Below are 5,082 nucleotides of genomic sequence, written 5' to 3'. Positions count from 1 at the left end.
CCAACGACGCCGTCAACCAGCTCAACGACGGCCAGCTCGTCACCGAGGTCTTCAACGTCGCCACCACCGATGGCGGCAGCGCTTCGGTCACCATCAACATCACAGGCACCAACGACGTCGCCACCCTGAATGCAATCGCCGATGTCAATCTGCCTGAAAATGCCACATCTGGAACGCTAATAACAACTGCATCTGGCAGCGATATCGATTCCGCGAATCTCACCTATAGCCTGATCAATACTCCCGATAACGGCAGCGGCCCACTATTCGCGATCGGCAGCACCACCGGAGCGATCACCCTGACAGCTGCAGGGGCCGGGGCGATCGACTATGAGACGGCAACCAAGAGTTACACACTGCATGTTCAAGTCTCAGACGGTGGTGCCACCGACACCAAGTTCTTCACCATCAACCTGACCAACGTCAACGACACATCACCCACCTTCAGTCCCATTGGGGGAACAGACAACACCATCAGTGCCGCAGAAATCGGAACCCAGATCACGGGCACCGTTGAATCCGTGGTGACCCAGGTCACCGTCACGATTGGTGACGTGACCCGTACGGCCATCCTTAATGGCAGCACCTGGTCGTACACCCTCACGGCAGCAGACATCACCAACCTGATGCAAGGGACAGACAAGACCATCACGGCAACGGCGAAAGATGCGGCCGACACCACCACCCAGGCCACATCCGCTCCCTTTGCCATCGATACCCTGCCACCGGCAGCCCCCAGCCTCGCCCTTGGCACCGGCGTTGCCGGTGGCGCCACCGCATCAGAGGCAACCCAGCCGAGCGGTGTGGTCACAATCTCCGGCGAGAGCGGCAGCAGCCTGTCGGTCATCTTCTCCCGCTCCGGTGGTGGCACGGTCACCAAGACCCTCACCGGCATCGGTGCCCCCCAGGCCGTAGTCCTGACCAGCTACGACCTCACCACCCTGGGCGACGGCAGCATCTCCGTAAGCGCAACCACCACCGATGCTGCCGGCAACCTCAGCAGCGCCGGAACGACGTCCTTCTCGGTCGATACCGTTGCTCCCACGGCACCGACGATTAGGGCGATTGCTACCGACAACATCATCAATGCCACTGAAGCCACAGCAGGCGTCACCCTCAGCGGCACCACCGAAGCAGGAACGAGCGTCAGCTTGAATGTGGCGGGTCAGACCCGCACCGCACTGCTCAGTGGAACGACCTGGAGCTATGCCTTTACGAATACTGACCTGAGCAACCTGGGTCAAGGAAGCGGCAAGACTGTTGTCATCACCGCCGCTGATGCCGCTGGGAATACGACGTCCACAACGTCTCAAGCCTTTGCGATCGACACGCTGGCAACCACGATCAGCTCCGTTGCCATCGCCTCGGCTTCCGGCATCCAGAACAGCACCCTCAATGCCGGCGATGTCGTCACGGCCATTGTCACCACATCGTCAGCCGTCACCGTCAGCGGAACTCCCCAGCTAAGGCTGAATATCGGCGGCGTCCTTGTCAACGCCAGCTACGCCTCCGGCAGTGGCACCAACAGCCTCGCCTTCACCTACACCATCCAGGCCGGGCAGAAAGATACCAACGGCATCAGCATCAATGCCAGCAGTCTCCTCCTCAACGGCGGCACCATCACCGATGCGGCTGGTAAGGCTGTCAACCTCAGCTTCAGCACCATCTCCGGCAACCCCGGCTACAAGGTCGATACCACCGCTCCCACCGTCACTTCCGTTGCCATCACCTCTGCGGCCGGCATCCAAAACAGTACTCTCAATGCCGGTGATGTCGTCACGGCCACCGTCACCACATCGGAAGTGGTCACCGTCAATGCCGCCGGCGGCCCTCCCCAGCTCCAGCTGAACATCGGTGGCACCCTCGTCAACGCCAGCTACGCCTCCGGCAGCGGCACCAACAGGCTCACCTTCACCTACACCATCCAGGCCGGGCAGACAGATGTCAACGGCATCAGCATCGACGCCAGCAGTCTCTCCCTCAACGTTGGCACCATCACCGATGCAGCTGGCAACAACGCCAGCCTCAACTTCAATGCTGTCACCGACAAATCCGCCTACAAGGTGGATACCACCGCGCCCAATGCCCCCAGCCTCTCCCTGGCCACCGATAGCGGCAGCAACGGCACCGATCGCATCACCAACTCCGGGGTGGTGAACGTCACAGGCCTGGAGCCCGGTGCCACCTGGCAGTACAGCACCAACGGCACCAGCTGGGTGAATGGCAGCGGCATAAGTTTCACCCTGACGGGGAATGGTCCCAAGACCATGATCGTAAGGCAGAAGGATCTGGCGGGTAATCTCTCCGTCAATTCAGCGCCTGTGAGCTTCACCCTCGACACTACGGCTGCTGCGCCAACCCTGTCCCTGGCCACCGACAGCGGCCGCTCCAACTCCGACAGGATCACCAACCTTGGCTCCGTCAATGTCTCGGGTTTGGAGTCAGGGGCCGCCTGGCGCTACAGCCTCGACAATGCCACGACCTGGACGCCTGGTATTGGCACCAGCTTCACCCTCACGGGCGACGGCACTAAGACCGCGATCGTGCAGCAAACCGACCTGGCTGGCAACACATCCAACAGTTCAGCGGCTTTGAGCTTCACCCTGGATGCCACGGCTCCAGCCATTCCCACCCTGTCCCTGGACACCGATAGCGGCACTTACAACAATGACGGCATCACCAATTCCGGGGGCGTGAACGTCACCGGTCTGGAAGCCAGTGCCATCTGGCAGTACAGCACCAATGGCGGCACCACCTGGGTCAACGGCAGCGGCAGCACGTTCACGCTCACGGGGAATGGCGCCAAGAACGTGATCGTGCGCCAGACCGACGTGGCTGGCAATACGACAACAACCCCAACGCCCTTTACCTTCACCATCGACACCACAGCGCCCGCAGCGCCAACCCTCTCGTTTGCCGCCACTGCCGACTACGGCACATCCAACGCGGTGACCTTCAGTGGTACGGCGCAGGCCAATAGTGTGGTCAACATCTACAGTGGCTCCACTACGGGGACCACGATCGCCACGGCTGCAGCCAACGGGTCCGGCCAATGGTCGACAGATTGGACACCTGATGCGACCGGATTGATCACATTCAACGCCAACGCCACTGATCTGGCTGGCAATACGAGTTCCGCTGCGAGCCAGGCCGTTGACATCCAGAACGGAACATCCGGTCCAGACATCTTCGCAGCCGTAACCAGCACGATTTCACGCTATCTCAGCGGACAATCTCAGGATGACACCATCAATGGTGGCGCTGGCAAGGACTTCCTCTTTGGAGGGTCAGCGAATGACGTCCTCTCCGGAGGGGCAGGTGATGACCTACTGAATGGTGGCTCTGATAGCGACACACTGATTGGCGGCTCTGGCAAGGATGTCCATACCGGCGGTAGCGGTTCGGACGTCTTCCGCTACACGGCCCTCAATGAATCCTTGCTCGCCATTTATGATGTCATAACCGACTATGCCGGCGAGGATAAAATCGATGCTCCTTCATCGGTTCCGACTCCCCCTGCAGGCACGCTCACGCTCAGCGCCACCGGAAATGTTGTCACTGATCTGACTTCGGCCGAGATCTCCAACCTGTTCACCAGTAAATCCGTTGGCGCCAATCAGGCAATTGCCTTCACGGTATCGGCACCACCTTTCGCCGGATCGACCTTCATCGCTTTCAACAACGGAACCCCAGCCTTCAGTGCCACGACCGATTCGATCCTTCAGCTCCAGAATTATACCGGCACGGTTTCCATCATCTAGATGAGCAGACCGTCGACCACCGCCGATGGCTCCATGGGCGAGCCTGTCGTGACATGACCACCTGGACAGGGGCCAGGCAATGCGGCAGAAAGCTCAGCGGCGCTGGCGGCAGGCGATCTGCAGCAGGTCGCGCACCTGCTGGACGCGTCTTGCCAGGGCGGGATCGCTGCTGAGCTTCTTCTCCACCTGCTCCACCGCGTACATCACGGTGGAGTGATCCTTGCCGCCGAAGGCTTCGCCGATGCGCGGCAGCGACAGATTCGTGTTCTGGCGCATCAGGTACATGCCCACCTGGCGCGACTGGCTCACGGCCCGCTTGCGGCTGGGGCTGAGCATCTCCTCGATGCGCACCTCGAACACCTCGGCCACCTTCTCCAGCACCTGCTGGGGGGTGACCGCCACCTCGTTGCCGACCGGATCGAGCATCGGCGCCAGCGATTCCACGGTCATCGGCAGGCCCGTGATCGAGGCGAAGGCCACCGCCCGGGTGAGGGCCCCTTCGAGTTCGCGGATGTTGGAGGTGAAGCGCCCGGCGATGTACTGGATCAGCTCCCGGGGCAGGGCCACCTGCTCCGCCTCCGCCTTCTTGTGCAGGATCGCCATCCGGGTCTCGAGATCGGGGATCTGGATGTCGGCGATCAGCCCCATCGAGAAGCGGGAGATCAGCCGCTCCTGCAGCCGGGGGATCTGGCTGGGGGGCCGGTCGCTGGCGATCACGATCTGGCGGCCGGCCTCGTGCAGGGCGTTGAAGGTGTGGAAGAACTCCTCCTGGGTGTACTCCTTGCCCTCGATGAACTGGATGTCATCCACCAGGATCAGGTCGGCGGCCCGGTAGCGATCCCGGAAGGCCTGCATGCCGTCCTTGCGGATGGCCTGGATCAGGTCATTGGTGAAGGTCTCGGTGCTCACATAGAACACCCGCGCCTCCGGGTCGATCTCCAGCCGGTAGTGGCCGATGGCCTGCATCAGGTGGGTCTTGCCCAGCCCCACCCCGCCGCAGATGAACAGGGGGTTGAACTCCCGGCCCGGCGCCTCGGCCACCGCCAGGGAGGCGGCGTGGGCCATGCGGCTGTTGGCCCCCACCACGAAGCGGTTGAACACGTAGCGGGTGTTCAGGCCCGCTCCGGGTCGCAGGGGGCCGGGCAGGGGCCGGGCGGCGGCGGTACCGGCGGACGGAGAGGCCTGGGGCCGCTCGGGGGCCGCGGCCGGCGGCGGCGGGGGGGGCGCGCCGGCGCCGTTCTCGCCCACCAGTTCCGGGGGGGCGCCCAGGGGGTCGGCATCGGGGGCCACCTCCACCTCCACCCGCACCTGCCGACCGGCG

2 protein-coding genes are annotated in these 5,082 nt (G+C 62.7%); one reads left to right on the top strand and one right to left on the bottom strand.

What is annotated here, in order from left to right; all coding sequences use genetic code 11:
• Positions 1-3,761, top strand: a 3,761-nt coding sequence (locus tag KBY81_RS16400; protein WP_254977089.1) for a bluetail domain-containing putative surface protein, incomplete at its 5' end; no start/stop codon positions are given.
• A 93-nt stretch (positions 3,762-3,854) separates the two neighbouring features.
• Here the strand turns inward: KBY81_RS16400 and dnaA are convergent.
• A partial coding sequence (gene dnaA / locus KBY81_RS16395; protein ID WP_254977088.1) for a chromosomal replication initiator protein DnaA occupies positions 3,855-5,082 on the bottom strand: 1,228 nt, incomplete at its 5' end.

It is taken from the genome of Cyanobium sp. Lug-B (genome assembly GCF_024345635.1).
In the GTDB taxonomy this organism is placed as follows: Bacteria; Cyanobacteriota; Cyanobacteriia; order PCC-6307; family Cyanobiaceae; genus Cyanobium; species Cyanobium minutissimum.
The sequence above is the reverse complement of the archived record's forward strand: the minus strand, read 5'-3'. Positions and strand labels throughout refer to the sequence as shown.